This window comes from Paenibacillus sp. FSL R5-0623 (assembly GCF_037974265.1).
Classification (GTDB): domain Bacteria; phylum Bacillota; class Bacilli; order Paenibacillales; family Paenibacillaceae; genus Paenibacillus.
Window position 1 is genome coordinate 5086425 of sequence record NZ_CP150233.1, and the last position, 25497, is coordinate 5111921.

22 protein-coding genes and 1 pseudogene are annotated in these 25497 nt (G+C 43.5%); 12 read left to right on the forward strand and 11 right to left on the reverse strand.

Annotated elements, in window-relative coordinates; all coding sequences use genetic code 11:
* Positions 1 to 61 precede the first annotated feature (61 nt).
* From MKY92_RS22355 to MKY92_RS22385, 7 genes are all read left to right on the forward strand, one after another.
* Positions 62 to 838 (forward strand): ABC transporter ATP-binding protein, encoded by a 777-nt coding sequence (locus MKY92_RS22355; RefSeq protein WP_339297684.1) that lies wholly within the window; start codon positions 62 to 64, stop codon positions 836 to 838.
* On the forward strand, positions 838 to 1704 hold the full coding sequence (locus MKY92_RS22360) for an ABC transporter permease (protein ID WP_339297685.1): 867 nt from the start codon (positions 838 to 840) through the stop codon (positions 1702 to 1704). The genes MKY92_RS22355 and MKY92_RS22360 overlap by 1 nt, the downstream gene beginning before the upstream one ends.
* 34 nt (positions 1705 to 1738) lie before the next feature.
* Positions 1739 to 2770, forward strand: coding sequence for an ABC transporter substrate-binding protein (locus MKY92_RS22365; protein WP_339297686.1), 1032 nt, complete (start codon positions 1739 to 1741; stop codon positions 2768 to 2770).
* A 193-nt stretch (positions 2771 to 2963) separates the two neighbouring features.
* Positions 2964 to 4340, forward strand: a complete 1377-nt coding sequence (locus MKY92_RS22370) for an amidase (RefSeq protein WP_339297687.1) — start codon at positions 2964 to 2966, stop codon at positions 4338 to 4340.
* Between the two features lie 19 nt (positions 4341 to 4359).
* Positions 4360 to 4746 carry a Rid family hydrolase gene (locus MKY92_RS22375; RefSeq protein ID WP_339297688.1) on the forward strand — a complete coding sequence of 129 codons (387 nt, stop codon included), beginning with the start codon at positions 4360 to 4362 and terminating at the stop codon, positions 4744 to 4746.
* A 299-nt stretch (positions 4747 to 5045) separates the two neighbouring features.
* Positions 5046 to 5450 (forward strand): hypothetical protein, encoded by a 405-nt coding sequence (locus tag MKY92_RS22380; protein ID WP_339297689.1) that lies wholly within the window; start codon positions 5046 to 5048, stop codon positions 5448 to 5450.
* A gap of 26 nt (positions 5451 to 5476) precedes the next feature.
* Complete coding sequence (locus MKY92_RS22385; protein WP_339297690.1) at positions 5477 to 5902, forward strand: hypothetical protein; 426 nt, start codon at positions 5477 to 5479, stop codon at positions 5900 to 5902.
* A gap of 239 nt (positions 5903 to 6141) precedes the next feature.
* On the opposite strand, the gene MKY92_RS22390 is transcribed toward MKY92_RS22385, so the two are convergent.
* From MKY92_RS22390 to MKY92_RS22405, 4 genes are all read right to left on the reverse strand, one after another.
* Entirely contained in the window at positions 6142 to 7020 is an 879-nt protein-coding gene (locus MKY92_RS22390; RefSeq protein WP_339297691.1) for a TatD family hydrolase, read from the reverse strand.
* Positions 7007 to 10174: a GNAT family N-acetyltransferase gene (locus MKY92_RS22395; protein ID WP_339297692.1), complete on the reverse strand. Its 3168-nt coding sequence runs from the start codon at positions 10172 to 10174 to the stop codon at positions 7007 to 7009. Before MKY92_RS22395 ends, MKY92_RS22390 begins: the two co-directional genes overlap by 14 nt.
* Before the next feature lie 238 nt (positions 10175 to 10412).
* Positions 10413 to 10748: a type II toxin-antitoxin system PemK/MazF family toxin gene (locus MKY92_RS22400; RefSeq protein WP_091013425.1), complete on the reverse strand. Its 336-nt coding sequence runs from the start codon at positions 10746 to 10748 to the stop codon at positions 10413 to 10415.
* Entirely contained in the window at positions 10745 to 11047 is a 303-nt protein-coding gene (locus tag MKY92_RS22405; RefSeq protein ID WP_017687001.1) for an AbrB/MazE/SpoVT family DNA-binding domain-containing protein, read from the reverse strand. Before MKY92_RS22405 ends, MKY92_RS22400 begins: the two co-directional genes overlap by 4 nt.
* A 431-nt stretch (positions 11048 to 11478) precedes the next feature.
* Here MKY92_RS22405 and MKY92_RS22410 point away from each other — a divergent pair, with 431 nt between their 5' ends.
* A complete protein-coding gene (locus tag MKY92_RS22410; RefSeq protein ID WP_339297693.1) occupies positions 11479 to 12084 on the forward strand; it encodes a DedA family protein in 606 nt (201 codons plus the stop codon).
* A gap of 113 nt (positions 12085 to 12197) precedes the next feature.
* Here MKY92_RS22410 and MKY92_RS22415 read toward each other — a convergent pair whose 3' ends face one another.
* The 4 genes and pseudogenes from MKY92_RS22415 to MKY92_RS22430 form a co-directional block, all read right to left on the reverse strand.
* Complete coding sequence (locus MKY92_RS22415; RefSeq protein ID WP_339301882.1) at positions 12198 to 13397, reverse strand: MFS transporter; 1200 nt, start codon at positions 13395 to 13397, stop codon at positions 12198 to 12200.
* A 336-nt stretch (positions 13398 to 13733) separates the two neighbouring features.
* The gene (locus MKY92_RS22420; protein ID WP_339297694.1) at positions 13734 to 14771 is read right to left on the reverse strand and encodes an ROK family protein; all 1038 of its coding nucleotides are present in this window, start codon (positions 14769 to 14771) and stop codon (positions 13734 to 13736) included.
* A 199-nt stretch (positions 14772 to 14970) separates the two neighbouring features.
* The gene (locus tag MKY92_RS22425) at positions 14971 to 15240 is read right to left on the reverse strand and encodes a hypothetical protein (RefSeq protein ID WP_339297695.1); all 270 of its coding nucleotides are present in this window, start codon (positions 15238 to 15240) and stop codon (positions 14971 to 14973) included.
* 164 nt (positions 15241 to 15404) lie between these two features.
* Positions 15405 to 15671: pseudogene (locus tag MKY92_RS22430) on the reverse strand (3'-5' exonuclease); the annotation flags it as partial.
* Between the two features lie 88 nt (positions 15672 to 15759).
* Here MKY92_RS22430 and MKY92_RS22435 point away from each other — a divergent pair.
* Positions 15760 to 16880, forward strand: a protein-coding gene (locus tag MKY92_RS22435) for an IS3 family transposase (RefSeq protein WP_339297696.1) whose coding sequence is annotated in 2 segments (ribosomal slippage) — positions 15760 to 16009 and positions 16009 to 16880 — 1122 coding nt in all. Because the reading frame shifts where the segments join, the coding sequence is not laid out codon by codon here.
* Here the strand turns inward: MKY92_RS22435 and MKY92_RS22440 are convergent.
* Together MKY92_RS22440 and MKY92_RS22445 are read right to left on the reverse strand one after the other, a co-directional pair.
* Entirely contained in the window at positions 16844 to 18511 is a 1668-nt protein-coding gene (locus MKY92_RS22440) for a UvrD-helicase domain-containing protein (RefSeq protein ID WP_339297697.1), read from the reverse strand. The genes MKY92_RS22435 and MKY92_RS22440 overlap by 37 nt on opposite strands.
* Positions 18493 to 20712, reverse strand: coding sequence for an AAA family ATPase (locus tag MKY92_RS22445; RefSeq protein WP_339297698.1), 2220 nt, complete (start codon positions 20710 to 20712; stop codon positions 18493 to 18495). Before MKY92_RS22445 ends, MKY92_RS22440 begins: the two co-directional genes overlap by 19 nt.
* A 403-nt stretch (positions 20713 to 21115) precedes the next feature.
* On the opposite strand from MKY92_RS22445, the gene MKY92_RS22450 reads away from it, so the two are divergent.
* The 3 genes from MKY92_RS22450 to MKY92_RS22460 all read left to right on the forward strand — a co-directional run bounded on the left by MKY92_RS22450 (position 21116) and on the right by MKY92_RS22460 (position 24716).
* Positions 21116 to 21727, forward strand: a complete 612-nt coding sequence (locus MKY92_RS22450) for a TetR/AcrR family transcriptional regulator (protein WP_339297699.1) — start codon at positions 21116 to 21118, stop codon at positions 21725 to 21727.
* A gap of 386 nt (positions 21728 to 22113) precedes the next feature.
* A complete protein-coding gene (locus tag MKY92_RS22455; protein WP_339297700.1) occupies positions 22114 to 23436 on the forward strand; it encodes an amidohydrolase family protein in 1323 nt (440 codons plus the stop codon).
* 239 nt (positions 23437 to 23675) lie between these two features.
* The gene (locus MKY92_RS22460; RefSeq protein ID WP_339297701.1) at positions 23676 to 24716 is read left to right on the forward strand and encodes an alpha/beta hydrolase; all 1041 of its coding nucleotides are present in this window, start codon (positions 23676 to 23678) and stop codon (positions 24714 to 24716) included.
* Here MKY92_RS22460 and MKY92_RS22465 read toward each other — a convergent pair.
* Positions 24713 to 25306, reverse strand: coding sequence for a YdeI family protein (locus tag MKY92_RS22465; protein WP_339297702.1), 594 nt, complete (start codon positions 25304 to 25306; stop codon positions 24713 to 24715). The genes MKY92_RS22460 and MKY92_RS22465 overlap by 4 nt on opposite strands.
* Between the last annotated feature and the right edge of the window lie 191 nt (positions 25307 to 25497).

Below are 25497 nucleotides of genomic sequence, written 5' to 3' on the forward strand. Positions count from 1 at the left end.
TAACATCAAATCACATCAAGAAACGAACTACCATCAGGCTGTAGGAAAGGGGCTACCTATCATGGCTATACAAATACAAGGCGTATCCAAATCATTTGTCAGTGCAACCGGAGAAGATATTCAGGTACTCGCTGAGGTTTCGATGCAAATCAAGAAACAGGAATTCTTCAGTATCGTGGGACCGAGCGGTTGTGGCAAAAGTACGATTTTCAATATTATCGCAGGTCTGCTTAAGCCAACAAATGGCAAGGTAATCGTCTGTGGCGAAGAGATCGATCAGACCACCGGGCATGTCGGTTATATGATGCAGAAGGACCTGTTACTTCCTTGGAGAAGCATCCTGGACAATGTCACGCTAGGCTTGGAAGTGAAGGGCATATCCAAAAAGGATCGTGGCGATATTGCCATGGATTATCTGGATCGTTATGGCCTGGCTTCATTCGCAGAAGCCTATCCCTCCACACTATCAGGCGGTATGCGCCAACGTGTAGCCCTTATACGTACCCTCGTTACCCAGCCCGATATTATATTACTGGACGAACCCTTCTCCGCACTTGATTATCAGACCAGACTCATTCTGGAAGATGAAATCTTGTCCATCCTGAAATCCGAGGGCAAAACAGGCGTGCTGATCACGCATGACATCGAGGAAGCGATTGCCATCTCCGACCGCATTGCCGTTATGAGTAAAAGACCAACAACCGTGAAGCAGGTGTATGACATTGGTCTCGCCTCGCAATATGGCTCAGCATTGAAAGCCCGCTCCGACCAGAAGTTCAAGCAGTATTTTGAATCAATCTGGTCAGAGCTTGATATCCAAATGGGGAGGATCAGCTAATGAAGAGCACATCACCTGAAATTACCCTTGCCGGAAAGCCTGCTGGAGTTGCGAAGAGCAAACGCAGACAATCTACCTTCTCCAAAGAATGGCTGGTAACAATGCTGTGGCGGTTCATTATTGTTGCAGTCATCCTAGTGATCTGGGAATCCGCTGTTCGTTTGGAGCTGGTTAACGGATTCCTCATGGGATCGCCAAGTGCCATTCTTGATGCCGCCATCACGATGGCCAGCTCAGGGCAACTGCTTACAGACGCGTTTGCAACGGTGAATGCCACCGTTATCGGCTTTGTAGCCGGAAGCTTAATCGGTTCATTGGCAGGACTGCTCATGTGGTATTCCAAGTCCGTTGCCCGTGTGCTCGATCCATTTATTGTAGCGATGAACGGTATTCCGAAGATCGCACTCGCTCCCATGATTATCATCTGGTTTGGTTCAGGCATCTTCTCCAAGATTGCTCTGGCCTCCGTAGCAACATTCATCGTAGCGCTATTATCCGCCTACCAAGCGACTCATCAAATCGACGAATCCCAGATTAATCTGATGAAATCCTTCGGTGCAAAGAAATCACAAATTTTCCACAAAATTATCGTTCCTTCCTCTCTGCCATGGATCATCTCGGCCTTCCGGATCAATATCGGTTTGGCATTGGTGTCTGTCGTAGGTGGAGAATTCATCTCTTCTGACAAAGGACTTGGACACATGGTATTCGTCGAAGGTAACCTGTTCAACCTTCCGGCCGTGTGGGTTGGCGTGTTCATGCTTATGCTGGTCGCCATGCTCCTCTACACCTGTGTCGGTTATATCGAATCCCGTCTCCTTCCATGGAATGACAACAAGACCAGCAGCACATCCACATCTGTATAGCTGACCTACAACGATTAAAGGGGACTGATGACTAATGCGTACATTCAAAAAGATAGCTATTCTAGCAGCGATGACACTTCTATTGACTACACTGCTCAGCGGGTGTGGCGGCAATGCCACAACACCTGCTAACGGCGCAGGTGCATCTAATAGCGAGGGGCAAGCAAATACGCAGGTGGACAAAATTATGGTCTCCGAGGTGTATCACAACCTGCTCTACCTTCCCTTGTATGTAGCGAATAACCAAGGATTTTTAAAGGAGAATCGTATTGAGCTCTCTTCCATACGTGCTGCTGGAAGTGGCCCAACAGCATTGTCTTCGGTGATCTCAGGCGAGTCTGCGTTCTCCTTCCACGGTCCTGAGCATGTCGCATTCGCTAATGCAAAGGGCGGAGATGCTCGCTCACTGGTCCTTCTATCGGGAAGCGCTCCAGTATGGGCAGTTGCGCGAGAAGGCGTAACCGTGAACTCGACAGCGGATTTCAAAGGTAAAACCATCGTTGTGGGCTTGGCACCTACAAGTTCGAACAGCTTACTGCGGAAGTTATTCGCTGACAACAACATCGATATTGACAAGGACGTGACGATTACTGAGGTTCAGAATGGTTCCGAGCTTGGGGCTGTATTAGCCGGTAAAGCCGATATTGCTATCGTTTACGAACCTCAGCTGGATCAAGGCATTGCAGAAGGACTGCATATTGTCCATGATTTCACGAAGGATTACCCTGACTTTGCCTTTGCAACGATGAATACAACCGCAAGCTTCATTGAAAAGAATCCTGATCTCACCCAGCGCTTTGTCACCTCTATTGAGCAAGCCCTGGACTACATTCAATCGAATCCTGAAGGCGCCAAAGCAGTTGCCGTGAAGGAATTCCCGAATTTGGACAAAAACGTCGTGGAGCAAGCGGTACAACGCATGATCGACAGCAAAGTATATCCTGCGGAGGGACTTATCAATGAATCAGCTTTCAAGACCGCAATCGATATCCAGCGCTTCATCGGCAATCTGAAGGAAGACATCGCTTACGAGGAGATTATCGATTCAAGCTTCACCACCAAATAGAGAGAGAAAGGGTGATTACTCTGAACCAGGACGACTATCTCACACACCGCCGTACAGAAAGCGCCAAATATGCGAACGGAGTTATTACAAGCGAGGAGCTTGCCCTATTTACAGCAGACTTGGAGCTGATTCGAAGCTTCAAGTTGCCAGAAGAAGTAGGACCCAATCCCCCGCATAGGAGCGTGCCTCTGCGATGATTACGAAACCACTTAACGAGCTGACGATTGCTGAAGCCGCGACACTGATTAAAAATAAGTTGATATCTCCTGTCGAGCTTACGAAATCCTATTTAAATCGCATTGAGAGAGTAGAGCCTGCTGTGCAAGCCTTCGTTACAGTCACCGCCGAACAGGCTTTGCAGGCCGCAAGAGAGTCTGAACAAAAACTGATGAATGGCGAATATCTCGGTCCTCTGCATGGCATTCCCTATGGAGCCAAAGACATTATCCATACCGCTGGCATACGCACCTCGGCTGGATCAAGTACCTTTCCAGACTTCGTACCCGGAACGAATGCTACTGTGATTAATAAGTTGCAAGCTGCAGGCGCTATCCTGCTCGGCAAGACAACAACGACGGAATACGCCTTTCAGGGAGGAGAACCGCCAACCCGCAACCCGTGGAATTTAGAACATACCCCGGGCGGTTCCAGTTCAGGTTCCGCCGCTGCAGTAGCGGCTGGCATGGCTTCCTTCTCACTCGGAACACAGACCTTTGGATCTCTGCTTAGACCCGCAGCTTACAACGGATTAACCTGTATGAAACCCACTTACGGCAGGGTTAGCCGTAATGGTGTCATCACAGCCAGTTGGAGCCTGGATCATATTGGCGCCTTCACTCGATCCGCTCAAGATAACGCAATCGTTCTGGAAGCGATGGCCGGGCAAGATGAGCTGGACTCCTTCACGCTTCCTTATGGCAAGCCAGACTTAACAAGTGCTCTTGAGCATCCTATTTCAGGAATGATGGTCGGGCTACCGAGCAGCTTCTTCCAGACTGATGAACCGGCGATCTTGTTAGCGGTGGAGTCGGCAATCGCTGTGCTTGAGAAGCTGGGCATGCAATGGAAGAAAGTTGACCTGCCTTCTTATATGGAAGAGACCATTGCTGCTCATCGTACGGTAATGCGGGCAGAAGCTGCCGCCTTCCATCAGGAACGCTTCGCGGAAGCCTCTGATCGTTACGGCCACACGATGCGGGAGCAGCTTGAACTCGGTTACCAGACGAGTGCCGTCGATTATTTGCAGGCACAACGCATCCGAACGATATTCCGGAGCGAGATGATGATGTTGTTCGATGAAGTGGATGTGTTATTGACTCCATCAACACCCTATGTGGCCCCACATGGCTACAAGACAGGCAGCCCGATTTTCAACGGACCGTTCACCAATACAGGTCTACCATCCATCACCGTACCAATCGGGTTCGATACCACCTCAGGGAAGCCATTGCCTATCGGCATGCAACTAGCCGGTCCACTCATGCGAGAAGACCGCCTGTTGTCCATCACTCATCATTATCAGCAGGCTACGACCTGGCATCAGTTAACACCAAATATACACACTCATTAGGAAAGGAATGACAGTTACGATGTCAACCATCATACATGCAAGTGCAGCACCGAAGTTCCCGCTTCCTTTCTCCCATGCTGTCCGCGCAGGAGATTTCCTCTACGTCACAGGTCAGGTAGGCGTTGATCCACAGACGCTTGAGCCTATCGGCGGCATTAAGGAGCAGACGGAGCAGTGCATTCGTAATATTGAGGTGATCCTGCAAGAAGCCGGACTTACACTCGATCATATTGTGAAGGCAACCACTCATCTGGCCCGAGTCGAGGATCAGCCCGAATACAACGAAGTGTATGCACGAATGATTAAACAGCCCTATCCCGCCCGTATTACCGTATTCAGCGGGTTAGGCCCTTATTTAATTGAAATGGAAGTGCTGGCGTATGCACCTTCCATTCGAGGAGAGTAAAACATCACATAAGAGCACCTGTCCCATAGTGGGTACAGGTGCTCTTTTTTCACTTTACCGGAAAACTTCTCATAGATTTATCCGTATTAAATGAACAAGAGGAGGCTTATTAAAAGTGACCGTACCAGCCACACTCGCAACAACCTTTATCACGCGATCATGCAATAATTCTAGGTCAAAGGCCACTGCAGGCGATTGGAAAATGTAGACTTTGGGTTAATACAAAATATGACATCAACATCGTATAATATATGAAATACATATCGTGCAGGAAGAGGGACGACTTATTGAATACGAAAATGCCCACTTTATTAAATGTCATCCGTGCCCTGTTAGGGGTACAATCCATCTTCATTGGGATTTCCATGACATTCCTTATTGCAGATCTATTCCATAATAGTGCGGATTACTCCGCGTTTCCGCTATCTGATCAGGTCGCCTATTTTACAAGTATCGGGATCCGGGTCCTCATGGTTCTAGTTCCGCCGATTCTGACCATCGTATTTATCTCAAGACGAAGCTATAAACTAACAATTACGTTCATGAGCCTGGCCTTATTTTTTGGCGTTGTGTTCTTTCAGAACTTCCTCATCTTGCTGCACATCTTCATGCTGCTCTGTCTGTTGCTTCATAAGCCCAGCAAGGTGTATCTTAAGCAGGATAGCCCTCCGCGAGAATACAACCAGAAGAATCTGCGGTTATAGATACGAAGTAGAATAGGAGAAGTGGTATGGTAAAAACAGCATTACCCACGCTATTAAATGTCGTGCGCATTTTATTGAGTGTAAAACTGATCTACGTGATCGTGTCCTTTATCGTGTTCCTCATTGACTTCAACCAGAACATGGAGGCTTATCTTGCTTTCTCGCGTAAAGGTGACGATCTGGCCTACGCCTCTGGCGTAATCATAGGCAGAATGTTGTTTATGATTGGCCCAAGCCTGCTCGCTGTAATATTCATCACCAAGAGAAAGTTTAAGCTCACCGTGACGTTTCTAAGTCTGGCGTTACTCGTTGCCATTCCCAATGAAAGTAACCTGTTCACCCTAATTCATCTCTTCGCCCTGCTTATCGTGCTCTTGCACCGTCCAAGCAAGATGTATCTGAAACGAAAGGATCCCCCTGTCAATGAAGCCGTAGTTGAACCGAAGGATTAATCAAAAAGGGCCTGACGATGTCGTCAGGCTTTTTTCTGTTAGTACGTATAAGCTGGATCGCATTGTTTTCCGTTCACATGCTGTACTTCATTTCGTTATACTCGTTGTAAGATACCTCGACAGGCATACAAAAAAATATCCTACAGAGAGACTAATACGTGTCTGCTCCGTAGGGTACATTTTATGATAAAAGATTATATAACCACGAATTCCGTGTTGAAATCATACATATCCCTCGCTTACCCCAGATCGGCAATCCGCTGTCCAATACGCGGAAACAGCCCAAAGGCATTCTCATAGAAGACTTTATCATGATGCTGTTCCGGTACAAGTCGGCGGACAAATTCGGCATACAGATCGATGGGCGCAAGCGGCCAGTCGGTGCCAAACAGCATTTTCTCGTAATGATCCGAATAGACCAAGGCCCGGCGGAAATGATCCATGAACAAAGGCTCGTTCATGAACCGTTCAAAATGGGGCCTATCCCCCACCACAAGACCAGACAAATCCGCGTACACGTTAGGATTCTTCGCCACCACTTCAGCTGCATCCATCACCCATGGATCACCCAAATGACAGATCATGAAGTTCACACCGCGCTGCTGCAAGGCTAATTCATCCACCGTCAACGGATGCGAATATTTGAGTAATCCATTCATGGAGTACGTGTCACCCGTATGAATCACGACAGGCAGGTTGTACTTGGCTGCGAGTTCATAGACCGGAGTATAGATTTTGTCATACACATAGTGATGATAGTATCCGGCATAGAGTTTGATTCCGGCTACTTCAGGGGATTGCAGTCTTGCTTCAATCCGATCAAGCTCGTCCTGAGCGTTTTTACCATCTAGCGCATTGGGATTGATCCCCACACATTCCATGAGGAATGATGGGACCTTCTCTTCCAGATCAAGTCCCATCGGGTTAGGGGAACTGGAATCCGGGAACGCTCCCTTCGTCTGCTCCGTAACCCCCATTCCGATACCCATAATGACGTCGCTTTTATCAAACTCCGCTTTAAGACCCGCGGCAGAGTAATCCACTTTCGACAGATCGATTGCTGTTCGGTGAAAGCTGTCGATGTCCGACAGATGAATGTGAATATCAATGATCGGCATGTGAAGCCTCCTTTCCATCGGTAGAAGTTGCAAAATTAAGTTTGAGAAGGTCATGCACATCCGCTGAACTCAGCGGGATCTGTCCCAGAACCAGATATGTCGGCTCCGTCCAGACCGTCTCCCCCTGCTGGAGTGTCAGATGATGATGAACGTTCAGACCCGTCACCTGATTATTGGCAAACCCCCACGCACTCTGATTCGGGTAACGATGGACCGCATGCAGCATGTTTTCACGCGAAACCGATCCTACTCGCAAAAGGTCTTCAAGTGGCAGGCCCAAATCCACCTTGCCCAGCGGGAATCGATCTTTACCCGGTTGCTCTATCCAACCTTCCGTAAATACAGATGAAGGCTGGAGGAAACGTTCCTCCGCAAGCGAGTAATCCGTCAGCGTCAGGCCGCTTTCGTTGGTCACGGCAAGCAGCGTGCAGAGTACAGGGACACCCGGCAGCATCAGATAATGCTGGTGGATTGTGATTCCACGATTCGCTTCATGCTTCTCAATTCGAGTGGTCAGCTTTATACCTTTCCAGACGTTACCGTATTGATCTTTGTGCTCTGTCCAGGAAGCGGCTCTCTGTTCCAACTGGCGGCTGAAACCATTCATGCCTGGAACCCCCACACCCAGTCCGCCGTACCACGGATTCCACCACGAGCGTGGAGCCGGTTCAGGGTACGAGCTGTCCAGCCATTCTTCTCCTGCAACTTTCAGAGAGTGTACTACACTCCCGAATTCAGGAGCAACGGAGATCGACAATACTCCATTGTCTACGGTATACAAAGGTCCAGATGAACCTTCTTCAATCTTCAGCTTCACCTCTGTTCCGCTCTGCGGGAACCAAAGGGCAGTTCGCTCCTGAATCCGATCTTCGCCCCGGTATAGCCCACGAACTTTCCAACCACTCACGTGTTGGTCTCGGTCCGCTTCGTCTGGTGAAAATGTCAGCTTCGCGGAGTTTAGATTCTGCTCCGGATTGAATTCCTTAGCATTTGCCATAACCTCCGGTTCGCCACCCTGCTGTACATACAGCTCAAGCTTGCCCGCAAGCGGAACCAGTTTATGTTCAGTCAACATTGCTTGAAGCATATCAGGGGCAAATGGATTCCCCTCACAGAGTGTCAGATCCAGATGACTATCCAGCAATGGAATGACCGGGTTACGCTGTTTCCGTGCAAACGCACGGAAATCATGCCACTTGGCAAAAGTGTTCAGAGCAAACACCGTTTCCTTGGTTCGTGCTACAGCCCCTGGCTTCAAACGTCCCAGCTCATGCTGCAATCCCAGCGTGTATTCTGGACGAAGCAGCTTCAAGGAAGGGTCCCAATAGATCCCGCACGCCCCATACTCTTCTTTGCAGAACAGCCAGTTCTCCGTAATCTGTGAGCTATTCCAATGGTTCGGATCACCCGCATAATCATCGCCCATGTCCACGAAGCGCCCCTGATAAGGAAGGATCAACCTGCTACCATAGAACCCGAAGTTATTCATTAGATACAGGTCCTCTTCCCAAGCAGTGTCTCGTGTATTTTCCACCTCGTGGTAGAATTCGGCGATTCCATTCGCAGACAGCTTGACCACGGACTTAATCTGTACGCCCGGGAAGTCCTCCGAGTCATACCTTGCTTCGAGAACCTGACGTTCCCCTTCGGGATAAATATTCACTTCTTTGGCTTGTTTCTTGGATAACTCTTCGGCAAACGGCTTACCGAGCTTCGGATAAGTCCACCAGAATGAATGACGGGAGCCCGGGTATTCAATCCACATGTTATTATCTTGCTTGCTCATATGAATGGAGAATGCACCGTTGACGGCCACCCATTGATCCTCAATCTGCCCGCCATATTTGCCCTCGATCCCCTTCATCAGGACAGAAATTTTGCTTGTAAAAGATATCGCATGGTTCCCCACGGGGACAGCCGTCACTTCTACTTCTTGGAAATATAGACCATATGAACGCAAGGTGAAGGGTACTGGCACAGACGCTTTGCCTTTGGCAGGCACCGTAAAGCGTATCGAACGCTCCGCCCATTCAAGGAATTCATCCTCAGGCAGGTTCAGGCTGAACTCCGTTTCTGCATCCACATTATTTTCCACATTCAGAATTAACTCCGCCGGGATACCTGGATAGAGCTCCTTCACGGGCAAAACGGTCTTGATCTTGGCCGGGAATTTCGGGGCAATACCTAACCTGAACTCCGCTTTCTTACCACCGATCAGCCATGTGCTGGCGACAACGGGATGGGTCTTGTTGTTATTTTGTTCCTCTGTAATCGGATCAAGGTGAAACTCACCTTCCACGGTAATGGTTTCTCCCGGAGCAACTGCTCGTGCAACGTCCAGCGCAAATCGAATGTTTTTGTTATCCTGACCCTTGATTTCGATCACCAGTTCAGACGCGGAAGTGTTCTTGATGCGATAGCGAACCTTATAGCTGGAACCGAAAACCAGATCATGATCATCGACCTCTGTAGTGATCTCGTAATCCGGTGTTTCGAGGGCAGTCAGCCCGCGACCCGACTTTTCAAACTCAGCCCGCAGGGAGACCTCTCCCTTTTTCCACGTATAGTCAAAGAAATCAAAACCACGCTCCCGTCGGCCATCCGGCTCGACGACGAGTTCACGCGTGCTGTCTGCATACCAATCCAGCTCCTCGAAATATGGAGCGAGTGCTTCGGTCTGCAAGATGGTAGGAATGAAATTCATCAGATGCACATTTTCATCTTTTTTCTCCCAGAAGAATCCGCATTTCTTGTACATCGGTACAGCCTTCGTATTGCCTGCCCATGTGAACAGATCCAGACGGGGCCATCCGGCCTCCACAGTCTTGCGCACCGCATTCAGGATCAGGTTGCGTCCGACCTTGTAACCATGATAGTCGGGACGAACGTTAAGCAGCGGTACATATAGCGCCCTCTCGTCATAGCGGTAATGAGCAAAACTGCAGAAGCCAACTACCTCTTTCCCATGAACGGCTAGAAATGCATGAAGATTGGACGAACTCTCCATCTCGCGGCGAACCGTTTCCTCTGTTCTAAGGTTGGTGCCACCTCCCCAGCTCTCATTACTACGGTTCCACATATCCGCGAGTGCGGCAGCGTAAGAGGGATCGTATTCAATAATGTGAATTTGATCGATAATCGAAGTTACGGTCATGTTCGGATCTCCTTCTCTGTATGTATAGGATGTTGAAGAAGCTAGTGATAGTCTTATCATACTATAATTGGAAACATTTTCAGAGGATTAATAATCTTTCTTATCAACTTATAAGTGCCTTTCGGAAGCTCTTATTCGAAGCGTCAAGGATGGAGGAAGCTATTTAGGTATGAAAGAAAAAATCCACGTCTTTTAGTTAGACGTGGATTTAGGAATATGATCAGCTACTAATTTTCATTCATGCCAATATAGAACGGACATTGCGTAGAACTGATTTCATAAATTCAGAGGTTGGTTCGGCATGCCCCGCAATTTGGATACGTCGTTGCCGCACATCAAGACTCTTCAACTGATCCGTCAAAACAACACCTGAAAATGGCAGGTCTTCTGGTAGTGTAACTTCAAAAGGATAATCCTTGGCTTGGCTCGTTATGGGACATACAACGGCAAAACCCGTTATTTCATTGAATTCAAGTTCCGATAGAACAATAGCCGGTCGTCTCCCGGCTTGCTCATGACCCGCTTGAGGATCAAAGTCAAGCCATATCAGATCGCCTCGCTTGGGAATAATCAAAGTAACTCGTTCCCTTCAGTGCCAAAGTCTATTTCTTCATGTCTTGTATCCTGTTTCACTTTAGAGAGCAACGTCTTTAGATGGTTACGAAGTTCCTCATTGGACTCTACAGGCTTGGTTTTTGGACGCAACAACAATTCATTATCTTCTGTCACCAAAATCTCGATTTCCGAGCCTTCTTCCAGATTAAGACGCTTAAGCAATTGGTTAGGAATACGAATTGCACTGCTATTTCCCCATTTGCTAAGTGTGGCTGTAGTCATGGCAATCCCACGCCTTTCGTTTGATTGATGCTCCAATTATACCTCACCTCCCTACAGTTGTATATCTATATGATATACATGAAACAATAAAAGGATACATTGTATTCAACCATAATATGGATCTGGTCGATAATTGAAGTTTCGGTCATGTTCTGATCTCCTTCTCTTTATGTACAGGATGGTGAAGAAGCTAGTGATAGTTTTATCACGCTATATTTGGAAACATTTTCAGAGTGTTATATTGGTGTTAGGGGCAGGGTGATATGGAGTTCATCTTGTTCGAAGACCGACCGCCTGCTCAACGCATGTCGAATGAGATATCGCTTATGTATGACCTAACATATCCAGCCGTGACGGGCTTAATCGGATATGCGTGTGAGTTTTGACAAGCTCTATTCGCTATTGTTACTCTTGGTATAGGAGTGTTTCTAAACTATAAAAAATAGATAGATTTGTGGAGGGAAAGCATGACGGAGTGGATCACGCAATTTATACTTTTTTTCAAAGATTTGTCGTACGCAGGTCTCGTTATTGCCTTGTCGTTTGAATTCGTACCCGCTGAACTCGTGCTGCCCATGGCGGGATATTGGGTGTACCTTGGAGATATGAAACTGTGGCTGGCTATACTGGCGGGTACCGTAGGTGGAACGTTTGGCCCTCTGACGTTATATGCCCTGGGACGGTACGGCGGCAGACCTATGGTCGAAAAATACGGCAAGTATTTCTTGATTAAACCTCATCATCTGGACGCCTCCGATACGTTCTTCGAGAAATATGGCAGCGGGGTCGCTTTCTATGGCCGTTTTGTACCTGGCATTCGGACCGTGATCTCCATCCCTTGCGGAATGGCGAAGATGAATGTGTTCAAATTCAGTCTCTTTACATTCCTGGCCATGCTTCCGATCACCTCATTATACATCTACTTAGGCTTCAAATTAGGCTCTCAATGGGAGCACGTGGATGAGATTGTTAAACCTTATATCGTTCCGGCTGCGGTGGTTTTCTTGGGCGGATTCGGATTGTATGTGCTTTTGAAACGTTGGAAAAGAAGAACGGCTTTGAACAAGTCATAGGCTTGGTGAGGTAATGCGGAGACGATATCCCGTACTAATTCAACTTGGTTATTCATATGCAAAGCCCCACCGATCATGGCGATCAATGGGGCTTTTATCTTTGCAATTGATTTCTAAATCAATTCCTGCCTTCTTCTCAAATACACATACAACACTACACCAGATGCCGCACAGATCACCGCACATAATCCAATGAATCCATATCCCGCTTGAAGCCCACGCAGCAGTCCCAACTGAGTCGTTGAACCGTACATATTCTTCACACCTTCAATAACCCAGCCAATCACATAGTTACCGATGACACTGCCGACCCCCATCAGGGTAACTGTAAACGTAATCGCCGTGTCACTGCCGTTTGGATATCTGCGTGCGATAAACGCCATAACGGTTGGATAGATCATCGCTATACCCGCACCCGAGATGGCAAAGAAGATGGCGAGACCCTCTCCTCCGACAAGCGCAATAAACGTACAAATGGCCGAGAACGCAGAGAAGATTATCAGCGACAGTACAAATCCGATCCGGTCTGTTAGAGGACCCAGCAGTAAACGTCCAAGCGAGAACGTAAGGAAGAATGCTGACAGTAGCCCCGAAGCTTTCACCGTGTCCCACGTGTAGGCTTTCTCCAGAAAGTTAACGAGCCAACCCCCAACCGCCAGTTCCGATACCACGCCAAAAGAAAGAATGAGCACCATCAGCCAGATAGCTGGATCACGTGTTAACGTCTTAAGCGAGGTCCGATCTTCATGCGGAAGATCATCCCCCGGAAATTTGCTGCGCAGCGCCGCAATGATTGGCAGCAGACAGAGTGACAACATTACCAGGTACATGCCGCGCCAGTCCAGTACATGTCCGAACACGCTCAACGACATCACCCCTGTCGCGAGCAAAGGCGCTACCGTTGAACTAAGCCCATAGAAGAAATGGGACAGGTTCATCATCGTACCTGTGTTCTTCACAAAGATCCGGGCACCCAGAATCGCCAAAGCAATCTCCAGCATGCCGTTACCGATGTACATGAAGAAGTACGATGAAGCAAAGAGCGGATAGTTATGAGACATGTAAATGAACACACCCGATAAGATCATCGATGCAAAAGATATGATGCTGACGGCCTTAATGCCCCATTTGCGAACCAGAATAGCTGTGAACGAGCAGGCGATCAGGTACCCCAGTGCGTTAAGAGACAATAATGTCCCGAGCTGTTTCTCATCCAGATTAAAATCGAATTGAATGCGCGGAATGGCCGGCCCCTTAATATTTTCCGATATACCGAATACGATAAATCCCAGAAAGATCGTTGCCAGTTGCATGGCGTACAGCTTGTTGAACTTTCGTTTGTTGCCTTGTGTACCTGCTTGCTGATTCAAAATAAGTTCCTCCATTGTGTCTATATAAGTTTGAAACAAGGGTCATTAACTTGGACACTCCGATGACAGAATAACCTTCCAATCGCTGTTATCCCCAGATTTTTTCGATTTCTTTTTCTCAAAGGGAAAATCCGGTGATAAATGCGACCGTTCCACTTCTTCAGGTTTTTTCTGTCCTCTCCGTTACTTGTTATAATGAAATTGTTCAATTATATAAAAGGGTTATTACAACTCATTGATCTGATGAGAGATCATCCTTCAGATCGACATTCAGTTACTTTACCACTGCTTCTCAACCACCTGAATGCGGTATGTCAAGCTCTCCAACGTAACAGCGACCAGCCCCGTCACATATTCGCGCCGTGTGTCTCTTTGGATGATTAACTCCGGCATATGCTCCTGTGGAATCAGGTGATCCCGACAGCCTTGTAACAGGTCATCCCGCATAGCCGGGTCCATTGTATCGCCCGTAACGACAATCGCAGCCGGGTTGATAATCGCAATGATGGATATCAGCGTCTTTGTGACGAGTTCCTGCAACCCTTCCGTCGTTTTCAACATGCGCAGCTGCTCTTCCCGTGACACGCCAAAAGGTAAAAAGGACACCTCGCCCCCAAATTGCGTGTTCCCCGTCAGCGGACGACCATCAATGATAAAGCCTGCACCCGGAAAATGATTCTCCGGAAACGTCACCACCGCGAAGTTCTTCTCTTCCTCAAATTGCTGCTGGTTGTAAAGTCCGTAAACTGTCAGGTTCATGTCGTTGCCAATGACTACTTCCACATCTTCATATTGTTCCTTAAGCCTTGGCCCAAGCGGATGATACATCAGCTCCGGTACATCGCAAATTCCAATCACGCCGTTGTGCGCCACCCCAGGTATGCCGATACCAATCGCCTGCACATTGTGGTGTTGTTCGATCAGGTTCGCAATCAGATCCTCTACCACCGCGACATTAATCTCATCCAAAAAGAGTGTTTGTTCGTCCGCCATTTCCCCGTTCAGATTGGCATATGTATGTGTGATCGAGTGAATGCCGCCCTCTGTTCGAATAATCAGGCACAATACACTGGCGTAGTCCGCATTGAATTGATACCGACTGGCAGGTCTCCCCCCACTCGATTCGTCTGGACCTAGATCGATAATCTCACCTGTTTGGAGTAATTCGTTCAGGATCGTGCCGCATGTCGCTACGCTGAGTTTGGTCAGATTCGCGATGGAAGCCTTCGTGCCGATGCTCATGGATCGGAGTGTATTCTTCACCAGTTCAACGTTAATACGTTTGACCTGCTGAGTGTTGTGTGATGTGGGTAACATGATAAGTTATATGCCTCCTTTCGTTCATTTCGAACCATTCAATGAAGGTTTTTAAAAGTATTTTAATAATTGAAGTGTAGGGGGATTTGTGGGGAAAGTCAATGCTTAATTGGAAGTGGAAAACGTTTGGATGGGAAGGAAAAAAGACAGTGCAAGATCATCTTGTGTGATCCTGCGCTGTCCTTTTGTTAAGGTGACTTTATGTAGACTGGCTTAGCTGATGGGCCAAGATGCTCTTCTCCAGCCGTACTTCAAATAACTTTCGGTTTAAGTCCTGTTCCATGGCATGAAGGTGGTATGCTGCTTGTTTCACTGTCTCCATGTCTAGCACGCCTGCCTGCTTTGCGATGATGTCCATGGCGTCTAGGATGAGTTTGTTGCATGTGACCAGTTGATCAACGTAATCGTCTTCTTGCTTTACGAGTTGTGCGTACTGCGAAGCAAGCTCATCGCTGTGAGTACTTGTCATGTCACCACTCCTTTTAAGGAGAGGGTAACATATGATTTAGAAAGATGTGGTACTTCCATACGTAACACAACGCATTTTAACATTCCAAAAATAAAATTATATAAGCACTAAAAAATTTTCATAATTGTTAAATTGAAGTTATTTGTCTCTGAAATTTTAGAATACTATACCTTTTTTACATTTTCTTCTCCAAACCATGTTTTAGCCTGATTGATAACAATCTCACTAGGGTTATGATAGAAAACTATTAAATTTTCTTTTGCTCGAGTACAACATACATAGAATATTTTTTGGGTTCTTAAATAAACCGATTCTTTATCTGTTCTTTTACTAAATAAATAATCAAAATTATAATTATTCCATTTTCCATTATCTAGAACTAAAAGAACATTTTCGAATTCGTCACCTTTGATCTTATGTTGTGTAGAGAAAGGAGTATTGGATCGGCTACACTTAGTTGGACAGAAAAAATAAGGGCTTGTAGAATAAAATTATCATGTTAAGGAGCGGATCTCTACAATGCCTAAACAACAACGACGCACATTCACAACCGAGTTCAAAAAACAAATGGTGCAACTCTTTGAAAACGGCAAATCCAGAGCTGCAATTGTGGAGGAATACGACCTCACTGCTTCGGCTCTAGACCGCTGGATCAAGCAATCGCAGGCAACGGGCTCTTTCAAAGAGAAAGACAACCGTTCACCTGAAGAAAACGAATTAATGGCTATGCGTAAAGAGCTAGAGCGTCTACGGATGGAGAACGACATTTTAAAGCAAGCCGCGCTGATCATGGGACGAAAGTAGCTATCATCCAGAATAACCGTGATAAATACTCAGTATCAGCAATGTGTAACGTCCTCGAAATCGCCAAAAGCACCTTCTATCATGAAGCGAAGGAAAAGCCAAATGAAGATGAGCTCACGGAAGCTATTGTGGAGATATTCCACAAAAATCGAAAAGTCTATGGTACACGAAAGATAAAAGCCAAGCTTCAGGAACGAGGACTCATCGTATCTAGACGTCGCATTGGTCGAATCATGCAAGAGCAGAGTCTCGTCTCCACGTACACCGTTGCGCAATTTAAGCCTCATAAAACGGCCTATAATGAGGAGGAAACAGTGAATGAACTGGGTCGGGAGTTTAATCAGACGGAAGCAAAGCGCTTCGTGGTCAGCGATCTCACGTATGTGAAGGTCGGTCATCGGTGGCATTACATTTGTGTGCTCATGGACCTGTTCAATCGAGAAATTATTGGCCACAGTGCAGGTCCACATAAGGACGCTGCTCTGGTTTCGCGTGCCTTTGCAACGGTAGAAGGCGACTTGAGCCAAATCCAGTGGTTTCATACGGATCGTGGGAGTGAGTTTAAGAACCACGTGATGGACCAGCTTCTAGGCACGTTTGGTATTGGTCGATCACTCAGCAAGAAAGGATGTCCCTACGATAACGCTGTGGCCGAAGCCACCTACAAGGTCATGAAAACGGAGTTTATTTACCAAATGGAATTCCGAAACCTCCGTCATTTGGAATTGGAATTATACGACTACGTTAACTGGTTTAACAGGCACAGAGTTCATGGATCACTGGGGTATTTGACGCCTGTTCAGTATCGCCAAGAAGCCCTTAAAAAAGTTGTCTGATTTAATGTTGACAATCCAGTATGTCCTTCTAAATAAGTGAACAAATTTCGAAATTCCTTAAATTTCACTTTCTTAACTCTATTATATATATACTCGTTTTCAATTATGAATTTATAAAAATCATCGTCTTTACAACAGAGTTGCCTCTCATCTGCAAAGTCAATAACTTCTTCGATTGTCAAATCGAAAATTTGATCTATCCTAGTAATCGTTTCATTTATTTGTTTCTTTATATTTATTGAAGTAATTTTCAACTCAGTTCTCCTGATAAATTCATTATATAATTTATCCTTATAAAGTTGAATAATAGACTGTATTTTAAAGAGATGTTTTATTAAAGCATCCCTTTTAGAGCCTCCCTTATTTATATCTTGTTCATCTTGTTTCTTATCATCAATTAAGGAGTCCTTATTTAAATATATTTTACTGACTTTGGAGAACAATTCGTTTTTCACTTCATTATATAATGCGTTATGAATAGGATTTTCTATAATAATATCTTTTCGTAATTTATTTCTATTTTTTAAAGCGACCAGATCTACAACTTGATCGAAAGTATACTCTTCTCTAATTTGTATATTATCTTTTTTTATCTTATCCTTTAGTTTATTTTTCAAATCAATTATTGGATCTTTATCATAAATCTCCATTAATATCGAAAACCCTGCTTTTGGGGCAATTAAATTATGAGTCAGGTATAACTCTTTTGTTTGCTTGGAATCTTCAAAATTCCAATTGCTAAAATACTCTGTCTCTCTAATTTCACTAAGGTCATTGTTTAATGAGTATAAAAATTTTATATTACCCTCTTTTATGAATCCTTCATACATGTTAGGCGCCTTGTCGTCAAGAGAAGGTTCCTGATGTAAGCCATCTGTTCTTATACTATTAGCTAAGTTAATTACAGTTCTTGGATTCCTTCGATTTTGTTTTTTCCTAACTTCCCTAACACTCTGTTTTTGAATATAATTATTTAAATCGCCAATTCCATCATCATAAATTGACTGCATAGAATCTCCAAAAAAACCTATTATATTTTTTTTATTGCTTTGTTGTAGATGATCCAAAAAAATTTCAATAACTAAATGACTGGTATCTTGATATTCATCTATAAAAATAAATTTATAATTATCCTTTAAAATATCACAGAGTAAAGAATATTTCCTGTACATTACATTTGATAACTCTAAAACTTCATCATGGGAAATTATCCCTTCCTTGACTCGAACATAATCTTTGTACTGGATACCTGACTCCAAAGAATCAAAATAATTAATATCAACAACATCATCAGGGCTAGAGATTGTAGAATGTTCGTCATTTATAAGAAGGATTAATTCTTTTTTTAAATTTTTTTGGAAAGGTTTAATTGTATTCCATAAAAACTCATGAATAGTCATTACAGACAAGTTAGTGTGGTTTATTCTATCTTTGATTTCTTTAACAGCAGAATTTGTATAAGTAATACAAGCAATTTTAGACGTCGGATTATCTTTTATCGCTTTCTTAATAACCATAACTAGGGAGTAAGTTTTCCCACTACCTGCGCCTCCACTTAACAAAAAATTTTGGTCATTTCGAATAAGTTCAAATATCTGCTCTACTTCAGGTTCTAATTGTTCTTCAGCCATAATAAACCTTCCTTAATGTAACCAGGAATATCCCAATTACAATATTTTTTATTGTCTGAACTCTCCTTACTATTCAATAAAATTTCCATTGCAAAAGAGGGCTTTTTATCTACACAACTTTCAGCCAAAAAATAAGAATCTTTTTCTTTATCTTCGAAATGTTTTATGTTTACTAAACTTTTGAAATTTTCTTTATTATCCAAAATAAATTGCTTATTTATATGAAAAAATGAATCTTCAAAGCTTCTCGCATGATATGCCACATTTAACGTATTCAACTCAGATGTTTGATAAATAATCAATAAATTCCCATCTTTAGAGGGTATCCATTTTTTCGTTTCTGGGTTTTTCAGGAGTATTCTCTCGTTGTAATGTAGATTTATATAAAAATCTAAAATATCTACTTCTTCGTCAGACTCACTTAATATGTTTTCTGTAGTTGAAGCCACTTCGGTTTTATAATATGGAGAAGAAATATAATTATTGTAATTAATAAAATATTTTAATGAAGCATTTGTAGTTGTATAAGCTCCTTTATCAGTAACCCTACACTTTATATTCGAAATTTTTTCTTCACCACTTTCTTTTATCTCAACTTTTTTCTTAGCAGAATCTATATCGGTAATTATAAGGGATTTGATCCCAATAAAAGCAATGAATTTTTCAAAGACATGAGAGTACGCCCCTACTTCTATAACAGAAATATTTTGTGATAGTAAAGGATTCTCTTCATTCTCCTGATCAATCTTTTTCATCATTGCAGGTAATAATAACCTTTCTGTATCCCCCTCAATAAATATTGCTTTGTCTGCAAAAAACAACTCTGCTCGATGTAATATCAAATACTGCTTTAGAAATTTAAAATTGCTGATTTGTCCATCCTTCTCGTATTCCTTTTCTAAATCTTTTAAATTCTTCGCTACAACTTGATTCTGATTAGTTTTATAAAAGTATTTTATATCGTTAAAGTCGCTCTCTGCGGTAATATGGCAGGAATGAGTTGTGATAATAGTCTGTAAAGTAAACTTTTCACCATCCTCACCTTTACTCGCACTATTCAAAATATCTTTTATATTCTTTATAAATATGTATTGCATCTGTGGATGAGTATGAGCCTCTGGCTCTTCTATGAAGAGCAGATTTATATTTGCTGGCTTCTCATTCGATTTATTCTCACGTCTAAATTCACTTAAAATAAGCTCAATCTCAAATATCATACTTATTAAATTTAAATATCCTAGACCATTATAGTTTTCTGGTAATGAGTGCTCTCCGTTATGGTCATACATCACGGTTGTATTATCTTTTAATAGTTCTTTATGTTGTAAGGTCGATACAATTTTAATAATTGAATCCCCTTTTTTTATACCACCGAATCTCCCAACCTTCTCTATTATTTTTTCAAACAAATTATTATAAACTTCATTTAAATGCTTATCTGTTCTGCTTAGAATATCTTTGAATTCCTGAATTTTTTCTGACTCTTGATCCTTCTCTTCTTTCTTTTTATAGTAATTTGATGAAAGAATTGATAATGTTTTATCTGAATCAATATTAGAAACATTTCTTTTAGCACTGATCATTTTAAAACTTATGACATTTTCAATTTGAATCTTTTCTTTCAATAAATCAATATATTCACTTTCTATCTCAGTTGAAGATTCAGTGTTATAACCAATTGATTTTTTAGACAGTTGAAAATACTTCTTATAGTTATTTCTTAGAAAGATACTACCTATATTTTCACTTTCATAATTTTTTATATTTTGTTTCACTTTAAACTCACTATAATCTTTTCTCATCTTCCTTAGATTTTCTTGTATTAGCTTATATTCAAATTTCAAAACAATTATTCTATGATTTGGATCTAAATCCAACATTAACTTACTTATATTGGATAGATCATCCTCTTCATCGTACTTTATAAATAACATCAATGATATACCTAGATATGTACTACTTTCTTCATACTCCTCAGCTTCTAATATATTTATCATACCTTTAAGAAACTCAATGTTAAAATCATCAAGAGAAATTACATTTAAGCCTGATCTTGAGCCAATAAACTTGTCTAATATTGAAAGCAATGAAGTTTTACCACAGTTATTTTTTCCAATTACTAAAGATAGTTCCTTTTCTAAATCAAGTTCAAGTGACTTGAGAAGTCTAAAATTCTCGATCTTAATCTTGGAAATTTTCATACTATTCACTCCAATTCTAATAATAAGAACTTAAATTTCAATAATTTCTACCTCTAAGGCCTTGTTAGATCTGTTACATTTGACCTATAAAATCTTATTCTACATTTATAGGCTATTTCCTCTACAAAAATTAGAAGAACTCTCAGAACTAGGACCTAGTAACTATGATTACATTTAGACCAAACTACTCACTTGCTTTTGGTTGAATTTCACTCTAATGCAATTTACTCGCCATTCTATTACAAAATTATTAACTAATATCGCTATTTTCTAAGTAGCCATGAGTATCACCGTACCTATAATTTCATAATGTTTTCAGTATATATTTAAAATATTGACAGCCCCCTCAAAAAAGTCTATCCTAATAACGAATCATCCATTCACTATTAAGGAGTCGTTCCCGATGGTGCAAGCCAAGAAAGACGAAGTCAGGAAAGAGATTGAATACGCGGCGCTCAAGGTCTTTTTTGAAAAAGGCTATGTGGATGCCAAGATGAGCGATATCGCGGATGAGATCCATATTTCCGTGGGCAATATCTATACTTATTTTAAAAACAAGAAAGAGTTATTCTACGCCGTCGTGCCGCCGGATCTGGTGGATTATCTGAAAAATGTGCTGGTGGAGACGATTCACTTTGATAACCAGACCTTGTTCGAGGAAACGGATAGCGAGCGAAAGTCAGCGTTATTGCAGGAACAGGTGGATGTATTACGTAAATACCGGAATCAGATTGTAATCATCTTTGAAAAGAATAAAGGAACGATCTACACCAACGCCAAGAATGAACTTGTCGAGCTGATGATCGAAACCAAGAAGGCCTATCTCAAGAATCAATATAAACGGTATGAGATTGGTACCGAGGAGAACTTGATCTTGTTGAATATCCTCGCACACAACGTGATCGACATGAACCTAGATCTATTGAAGCGGGATATGAGTGAGGACAGCCGGAAGCAAATTTTCGAAGCGTTGTATGTATACAGACTATACGGCATGAAAAGTCTCAACGAATAACGCTTCTTCTCATCACTTATACCGGGTAGACAAAGCGTGCAGATCAGATCAACTTCACTTGGTTTGCACGCAAAAAAATATCTGACATTAAGTCGCTCTATTTTTTTGACCCAAAAATGAATTTATTATTCATTTTTAAGTTGGATATTTACCATTTACCAAACTATTTAGGCTGAACCTACATTTACACGATAACGGAGAGGACAGAAATAACCAGAGGAAGCGAAGCGTTCGCATTTATCACCGGATTTCCCCCTAATAAGAGGGTATCAAAAAATCTGGGGATAACAGCGATCCGAAGGTTGTTCTGTCATCGGAGTGATAAGTGTACATACCCATCATTCAACTTATATAGCTTCACCCACCATTCTAAGGAGGAACACAACATGAACACTGCTTACGAATTAAAAAACGTCAATCTGATCCACGGCGACTCCAGCCGCAATCTGCAAAAAAACATGACATTGCTCGTCAATGAACAAGGACTTATTCAGGATATCGGCCAAGATCATGAGTTACGCATCCCTAGTCACTACACAACAATCGACCTCTCCGGCAAATACGTAATGCCTGGCCTGATTAATGCTCACGTGCACCTCTTTGCAGATGGTAAACCATTTAGCCTATCTGCCAGCGAAGGCATGTTGAAGTTCGCATATGATCGAATCCTGAACACGAAATTCGGTAGAAACGTTTTGAAAAAACGCATGAAACGCAACGCGCTGACCGCACTCCATGCGGGTGTAACGACGATGCGCAGTGTGGGAGAATTCTTTTACACGGATGTCCAGCTGCGGGATGAGATTAATCATGGTGACTTTGTTGGCCCTAATCTGCTTGTCTCCGGGTTTTTCCTAAGTGTCACAGGCGGACATGGTGCTCCATTCCTGGCTCTGGAGGGCGACTCCCCGTGGGAAGCCAGAAAAAATGTACGAATCAATGTGAAACACGGCGTGGATCTGATCAAAATCTGTGTGACGGGTGGCGTGACGGATGCGAAAACGGTGGGCGAAGCTGGACGTTTACAGATGACGGTGGAGGAAGTTGCGGCGATCTGCGATGAAGCGCATAAGATTGGCCTGCGGGTGGCAGCGCATGTGGAGAGCACGGAAGGCGTACGTGTTGCGTTACAAGGTGGCGTCGATACCATCGAGCACGGTTCGGAGATGGATGACGATATCATTCGTTTATACAAAAATAATCCCAATGCCCTGAATGGCTCCACCGCACTCATCCCCACCCTTCAAGCCGCCTATCCATCCGCCACACTGGATACCAGCGTAACGAAGGTAAGTGCAACGGTAAAAGAGAACTCCAGACTCGTCTACGATTCCATGCTCAAAGGTGTGAAACAAGCGATCGAAAACGACATCACCATCGGGATCGGTACTGATGCCGCCATGCCTTACGTGACTCACTATGATATGTGGAGAGAGATGGACCACTACATGAGACAGGCCAACCTGAACAACAAACAGGTCATCGACATGGTGACTCGAACCAATGCCAAGATCCTCGGTGTTGACGATGTTACAGGGACGGTGGATATCGGGAAACATGCCGATCTGATTATCATGGAGCAAAATCCGCTGGAACATATCGAGGCCTTGTCAGACATCTCTATGGTCATGGTCAAAGGAAATCTAATTCAAACACCATCTGTCACAAGAATCCAAGAAGTCGACGATGTTCTAAACTCAGTTTGGTGAATTCAGGAGTGAAATCATGCTTGGTATACTGATCAATTGTTTTTTCATTATATGCGGAAGTACCCTTGGCGGCCTTAGTCCTGAATTCATCAGGATTGAGGTCTTTTATGTCCAACCTGAGACGGAGAACAGATTCAATCTGGCGTACGATTTGAATCAATGACGAATCACGTAAGATAGAGTTATGAGTTTATGAAAAATAATCACTTCAAGACATTGAACCAGAGGAGACATGACCTATGAACAAAATGAAGAAAACAGGTTTGTGGCTTGGTGTTACGACTCTAACCCTATCACTCGCAGTTCTTTACTTTCCAACATGGACACCAAAAATAAAAGCAACAAACCCTATTCATGTATTGGAACAAGTTAAAATCAATGGTACCGGACATGAAATCATGATCAGAGGACAGGATCTGGACAACCCCGTTATCCTGTATTTACACGGTGGACCGGGGGCATCTGAACTTCCGTACGCAAAAAAGGTCCAAGATTTGTTAGAATCTCAGTTTACGATTGTGAACTATGATCAGAGAGCAAGCGGCAAATCCTATCATTTTTTCGAGGACTATTCCAATCTCTCAGCTGATGTGCTAGTTGAAGATGCACTGGCTGTCACGGATTATATTACTCAACGTCTGGGGAAGAAAAAGGTAATCCTGATGGGCCATTCGTTCGGAACATACATAGGAACTCTTGCTGCGCATCGAGCACCTGATAAATATGAAGCCTACATTGGGATCGGTCAGATGGCAGATACACAACAGAGCGAGATGGACGGATGGAATTACGTTATGGAGCAAGCTCAACTGGCTGATAATCATGAAGACATAAACCAGTTGGAGCAGATCTATGAACCGATCCAACAAGGACAGGCATTCACGCCGCGAGATATCGTTAAACGTTATGGAGGCACATCAAGGTTGATGGACAGCCCTGACACCAGCTTTCTGGGAATGACGTTCAGCCAAGAATATAATATGCTGGATGCCATTCGTTTTAATAAAGGGATCAATTATTCGCAAGAAATACTGATAAGTGAAGCCCTAAGCCGTCCTTTGCCATCCTTGATCACGAAGCTGAACCTGCCCTTTTATTTTTTCATGGGAGATTACGACTTAATGACTTCATCCCATGCCGCCAAGATGTTTTTTGACCAGATTGAAGGAAATCAAAAGGAATTCATTGCCTATAAAAACTCGGCTCATTACCCACATTATGAAGAGAAACAAAGATTCTTTGATTGGATGGTAGATACCTTTATCAAGCAAAGACCTTAATCATTCAATCCTTTGCCCTCCAGGATCGGCTGCATGTACTTCTCAATTCGTGACACTTTTGTTTTGGATTGCTTCGGTTGTGAGAAATAATAGAGATAGGCCCGCTGCCGTCCGGGTGTGAGTGCTTCAAATGCATCTCGGAAAGCAGGATTTTCATCGAACTGCTGCTGAAGTTCCTCAGGAACGCTATATTCGGCAGTCTTTTTCATCTCCACTTGCAGTCCGGCCTGTTCCACTTCAATCGCTTGCTGAATATAGGCTTTGATCATAGCCTCCTGCTCCACAATCTGCTCCAGACTGGTGAAGCGAAGCTGGCGCTCTGCCTGTACATTCTCCGTTTGCTGAACCAAAATGCCGTGTGTATCCTTCAGCAGAGCACCTTTGAAGAACAGAATGGCGACGTACTCTTTGAATCCATGGATGAGAACGATGTTTTTTCCATCAAGCATATAACAAGGATGCATCCATTTCATATCCTCTGTCAGGTCAAAATCTCGAATAATCTCTCTCAGCTTCGCGGACTCTTCCTTCCACGTTTTGAGTTTCTTTAGATAGCCGTCAACTTTGCGATTCCCACTTGTATCCGTCATGGAGAAATACCTCTCTTTATCTCATGTTCTTATAGGTTCAATTGTACTGGTTTTCAGTGGATTGTACAGCGTTGCTTACAGAGCTTTTATTGACCTTTCCACTTGAATTTAAACCTTAATAACAACAAAGGCCAGCGTCTTCGTAAATGTAATATCAACAGTGGGGGATATGATTATCCATAAAGCGAAAA

What these genes read in the sequence shown, in the direction of transcription:
- MKY92_RS22370 (WP_339297687.1), top strand. Translation starts at nt 2,964, where the DNA reads ATGATTACGAAACCACTTAACGAGCTGACGATTGCTGAAGCCGCGACA.
- MKY92_RS22390 (WP_339297691.1), bottom strand. Translation starts at nt 7,020, where the DNA reads ATGCCGATCATTGATATTCACATTCATCTGTCGGACATCGACAGCTTT.
- MKY92_RS22360 (WP_339297685.1), top strand. Translation starts at nt 838, where the DNA reads ATGAAGAGCACATCACCTGAAATTACCCTTGCCGGAAAGCCTGCTGGA.
- MKY92_RS22465 (WP_339297702.1), bottom strand. Translation starts at nt 25,306, where the DNA reads ATGACGGATACAAGTGGGAATCGCAAAGTTGACGGCTATCTAAAGAAA.
- MKY92_RS22380 (WP_339297689.1), top strand. Translation starts at nt 5,046, where the DNA reads ATGCCCACTTTATTAAATGTCATCCGTGCCCTGTTAGGGGTACAATCC.
- MKY92_RS22420 (WP_339297694.1), bottom strand. Translation starts at nt 14,771, where the DNA reads ATGTTACCCACATCACACAACACTCAGCAGGTCAAACGTATTAACGTT.
- MKY92_RS22440 (WP_339297697.1), bottom strand. Translation starts at nt 18,511, where the DNA reads ATGGCTGAAGAACAATTAGAACCTGAAGTAGAGCAGATATTTGAACTT.
- MKY92_RS22385 (WP_339297690.1), top strand. Translation starts at nt 5,477, where the DNA reads ATGGTAAAAACAGCATTACCCACGCTATTAAATGTCGTGCGCATTTTA.
- MKY92_RS22410 (WP_339297693.1), top strand. Translation starts at nt 11,479, where the DNA reads ATGACGGAGTGGATCACGCAATTTATACTTTTTTTCAAAGATTTGTCG.
- MKY92_RS22425 (WP_339297695.1), bottom strand. Translation starts at nt 15,240, where the DNA reads ATGACAAGTACTCACAGCGATGAGCTTGCTTCGCAGTACGCACAACTC.
- MKY92_RS22355 (WP_339297684.1), top strand. Translation starts at nt 62, where the DNA reads ATGGCTATACAAATACAAGGCGTATCCAAATCATTTGTCAGTGCAACC.
- MKY92_RS22415 (WP_339301882.1), bottom strand. Translation starts at nt 13,397, where the DNA reads ATGCAACTGGCAACGATCTTTCTGGGATTTATCGTATTCGGTATATCG.
- MKY92_RS22455 (WP_339297700.1), top strand. Translation starts at nt 22,114, where the DNA reads ATGAACACTGCTTACGAATTAAAAAACGTCAATCTGATCCACGGCGAC.
- MKY92_RS22460 (WP_339297701.1), top strand. Translation starts at nt 23,676, where the DNA reads ATGAACAAAATGAAGAAAACAGGTTTGTGGCTTGGTGTTACGACTCTA.
- MKY92_RS22450 (WP_339297699.1), top strand. Translation starts at nt 21,116, where the DNA reads ATGGTGCAAGCCAAGAAAGACGAAGTCAGGAAAGAGATTGAATACGCG.
- MKY92_RS22375 (WP_339297688.1), top strand. Translation starts at nt 4,360, where the DNA reads ATGTCAACCATCATACATGCAAGTGCAGCACCGAAGTTCCCGCTTCCT.
- MKY92_RS22395 (WP_339297692.1), bottom strand. Translation starts at nt 10,174, where the DNA reads ATGACCGTAACTTCGATTATCGATCAAATTCACATTATTGAATACGAT.
- MKY92_RS22365 (WP_339297686.1), top strand. Translation starts at nt 1,739, where the DNA reads ATGCGTACATTCAAAAAGATAGCTATTCTAGCAGCGATGACACTTCTA.
- MKY92_RS22445 (WP_339297698.1), bottom strand. Translation starts at nt 20,712, where the DNA reads ATGAAAATTTCCAAGATTAAGATCGAGAATTTTAGACTTCTCAAGTCA.